This is a genomic window from Synechococcus sp. R55.8, assembly GCF_047461895.1.
Lineage (GTDB): Bacteria > Cyanobacteriota > Cyanobacteriia > Thermostichales > Thermostichaceae > Thermostichus.
In genome coordinates this window covers 39,020-42,577 of record NZ_JANSIB010000005.1, presented here as the reverse complement: position 1 = coordinate 42,577, position 3,558 = coordinate 39,020, and the positions used below count along the sequence as shown (strand labels likewise).

4 protein-coding genes are annotated in these 3,558 nt (G+C 56.7%); all 4 read left to right on the top strand.

Going from position 1 to position 3,558, the window contains the following annotated elements; translation table 11 throughout:
• Positions 1–208 precede the first annotated feature (208 nt).
• Positions 209–811 (top strand): ATP-dependent Clp endopeptidase proteolytic subunit ClpP, encoded by a 603-nt coding sequence (gene clpP, locus NW829_RS01065; protein WP_011434140.1) that lies wholly within the window; start codon positions 209–211, stop codon positions 809–811.
• Between the two features lie 508 nt (positions 812–1,319).
• Positions 1,320–2,744: a form I ribulose bisphosphate carboxylase large subunit gene (locus NW829_RS01060; protein ID WP_011434138.1), complete on the top strand. Its 1,425-nt coding sequence runs from the start codon at positions 1,320–1,322 to the stop codon at positions 2,742–2,744.
• A 66-nt stretch (positions 2,745–2,810) separates the two neighbouring features.
• Positions 2,811–3,218, top strand: coding sequence for a RuBisCO chaperone RbcX (gene rcbX, locus NW829_RS01055; RefSeq protein WP_011434137.1), 408 nt, complete (start codon positions 2,811–2,813; stop codon positions 3,216–3,218).
• 8 nt (positions 3,219–3,226) lie between these two features.
• A partial coding sequence (locus tag NW829_RS01050; RefSeq protein WP_011434136.1) for a ribulose bisphosphate carboxylase small subunit occupies positions 3,227–3,558 on the top strand: 332 nt, incomplete at its 3' end.

Sequence of the window (3,558 nt, the reverse complement as noted above, 5' to 3'; positions counted from 1 at the left end):
TTAGCGGTCGGAGCCGGGTAGTTTACACCCGTTCCACATCCCAGAAGAAGAGGGATCCCGCTATAACCACCCCGTCTCCTTGCTGTTCTAGCCGGCTCACACCCCATCGAGCCCCGTACGGAGGCGGGCCGGTGAGTCGTCCTGAGCAAAGCATCCGTCCGGTGGCTTAGACTACACTAGTAAGGACTGACCCATCGTTTGGACTGGCATGATTCCCACCGTTATTGAGCAATCTGCGCGAGGCGAGCGCGCCTTTGACATCTACTCGCGTCTCTTGCGGGATCGGATCATTTTCTTGGGCACCCAGGTGGACGACGACATTGCTAACCTGATTGTGGCCCAGATGCTCTACTTGGAGTCCGAAGACCCTGAAAAAGACATCTACCTCTACATCAACTCCCCCGGCGGCTCTGTCTATGCCGGCATGGCCATTTACGACACCATGCAGCACATTCAGCCGGATGTCTCCACCATCTGCATTGGTTTGGCTGCTAGCATGGGAGCTTTTCTGCTGGCAGGGGGCACCAAAGGCAAGCGCATTGCCCTTCCCCACGCCCGCATCATGATCCACCAACCCCTTGGTGGAGCTCAGGGGCCAGCTACCGATATTGAAATTCAGGCCAAAGAGATCCTCTTCATCAAAAACAGCCTCAATAGCTTGCTGGCCTACCACACCGGTCAACCTCTAGAGCGCATCGAACGAGATACCGACCGCGACAACTTCATGACCCCAGAACAAGCCAAAGAGTACGGCCTCATCGACCAAGTGATCAGCAAGAGACCCCAGCCAACCCTGGCAGCCGTTTCTTGACCGTCCAGGCCCTGCGGGTGGGTTTGCTCTGCTCCCTCAAAGAAGGGAGCTTTTGGTTTTGGCCGGGGATCCCACCCGAAGGATATTAAGAAAGCCAAAGAAATCTGTATTCTCAGCGGGAAGCAGGGGGCCTCACTTTAATTAAACTAATCAAACTCATAAAGAAAGTAATGATCAGCCCATTATTGCGGATGGTAGCTTAGGATTAAACCTATATAGAGTTGTGTTTGCCGAGATTCTAGCTTAGGCGCTGTATAAATTCCTTTCCGCTGGGTTTGCAAATCCAGGGAGTCGAAGCTAGTGATTGAAGGCGCTCGAAAAGAAGGGTTTAGGGCTTCCATCCGCCGGGATGAAGAGTGTCTTAAAGCCCAACTTTGGCCTCATGGTTGTGGGGCGGTCTTATTCACGGAAACTCGGCGGTCTCGAGTTTTGGCCCTGAGTTTTTCCTCTTGGTTGCATCCGTGAAGGGCATTTTCTGGTTCTGTAATTCGTTCAGAGGGAGATCAACGTGGCCTATTCAGCAACCCAATCCAAAAGCGGCTATCAAGCCGGTGTGAAGGATTACCGACTCACCTATTACACTCCCGACTACACGCCTAAGGATACCGACGTCTTGGCCTGTTTCCGGGTTACTCCTCAGCCGGGTGTTCCTCCCGAAGAGGCCGGGGCGGCTGTGGCGGCTGAGTCTTCGACAGGCACCTGGACAACGGTATGGACCGATTTGCTGACCGACTTGGATCGGTACAAAGGCCGCTGCTATGACATCGAGCCGGTTCCCGGCGAAGACAACCAGTACTTCTGCTTCGTCGCCTATCCGCTGGATCTGTTTGAGGAAGGCTCGGTGACCAACATGCTCACCTCGATTGTGGGCAACGTTTTTGGCTTTAAGGCCCTAAAGGCGCTGCGGCTGGAAGATGTGCGGATCCCGGTGGCCTACCTGAAAACCTTCCAAGGCCCTCCCCACGGCATTCAGGTGGAGCGGGATAAGTTGAATAAGTATGGCCGTCCGCTGCTGGGCTGCACCATCAAACCCAAGTTGGGCCTTTCTGCCAAAAATTACGGGCGGGCCGTGTATGAAGCTCTGCGGGGCGGCCTGGACTTCACCAAAGATGACGAAAACATTAACTCCCAGCCCTTCCAGCGCTGGCGGGATCGCTACTTGTTCGTGATGGAGGCTGTCCACAAGGCCCAAGCGGAAACCGGCGAGATCAAGGGCCACTATTTGAACGTGACGGCGCCCACCTGCGAAGAGATGTTCAAGCGGGCCGAGTTTGCCAAGGAGTTGGGCGCTCCCATCATCATGCACGACTACTTGACAGCCGGCTTTACTGCCAACACCAGCCTGGCCAAGTGGTGCCGGGATAACGGCATTCTGCTGCACATCCACCGGGCCATGCACGCGGTGATCGACCGGCAGAAGAACCATGGCATCCACTTCCGGGTGTTGGCCAAGTGTTTGCGCATGTCCGGTGGCGACCACCTGCACTCTGGGACGGTGGTGGGCAAGTTGGAAGGCGACCGCGCCATCACGATGGGCTTTGTGGATCTCATGCGGGAAAACTACGTAGAGGCCGATCGCTCCCGCGGCATTTTCTTCACCCAAGATTGGGCTTCCATGCCAGGGGTGATGCCGGTGGCTTCCGGTGGGATCCACGTTTGGCACATGCCGGCGCTGGTGGAAATCTTCGGCGACGACTCGGTGCTGCAGTTTGGCGGCGGAACCTTGGGACACCCCTGGGGCAACGCGCCGGGCGCAACCGCCAACCGGGTGGCCTTGGAAGCGTGTATCCAAGCTCGTAACGAAGGTCGAGATCTGGCCCGCGAAGGCAACGACATTATCCGGGAAGCAGCCAAGTGGTCGCCAGAGCTGGCGGCTGCCTGCGAGCTGTGGAAGGAAATCAAGTTCGAGTTCAAGGCCGTCGACACCCTCTAGAGATCTGCTGGGGGCAAGGGATCCCTACGGTTCTCTTGCCCTACTGGCTCCCTCCCTGGATCGGCAATGGATCTGAAACAGATCGCCAAAGACACCGCCAAGACCTTGATCAGCTACCTGACTTATCAGGCGATGCGCACGGTGCTGGCTCAACTGAGCGAAACAGATCCCCCCAGGGCTCTTTGGCTACAGCAGTTCTCCGCTCGGCAAAACCTTCAGGATGGGGAAGCCTACCTGCGGGCTTTGCTGGCTGAGCGTCCTGAGTTGGCCTATCGCATCATGACCGTTCGTGAACACATTGCTGCGGAGGTGGTCGATTACCTGCCGGAAATGGCCAAAGCCGGCATCCAGCAAGCCAACATGGAGCACCGCCGCAATCATCTAGAACGGATCACCTCAGCAACAGGATCCCTACCCGTTACCCACCCGGAAGCGGGATCCCCCCCACAAAACCCTAGGCTCGAAACGGAGTGACACCGATCATGCAAACCTTACCAAAAGAGCGCCGCTACGAAACCCTCTCCTATCTGCCGCCGCTGACGGATCTGCAGATCATCAAGCAGGTGCAGTACATCTTGGATCAGGGCTACATCCCGGCCATAGAGTTCAACGAATCGTCTGAACCAACGGTTCGCTATTGGACGCTGTGGAAGCTGCCCCTGTTCAGCGCCACTTCTCCCCAGGAGGTGCTCAGCGAAGTGCAGGCTTGCCGCAGCGCCTACCCCAACTGTTTCATTCGCGTGGTGGGGTTCGACAACATTAAGCAGTGCCAAGTGCTCAGCTTCCTGGTCTATAAGCCCAGCGGCCTGCGCTA

Coding starts and splice junctions, on each gene's coding strand:
- clpP (WP_011434140.1), top strand. CDS start 209: ATGATTCCCACCGTTATTGAGCAATCTGCGCGAGGCGAGCGCGCCTTT.
- rcbX (WP_011434137.1), top strand. CDS start 2,811: ATGGATCTGAAACAGATCGCCAAAGACACCGCCAAGACCTTGATCAGC.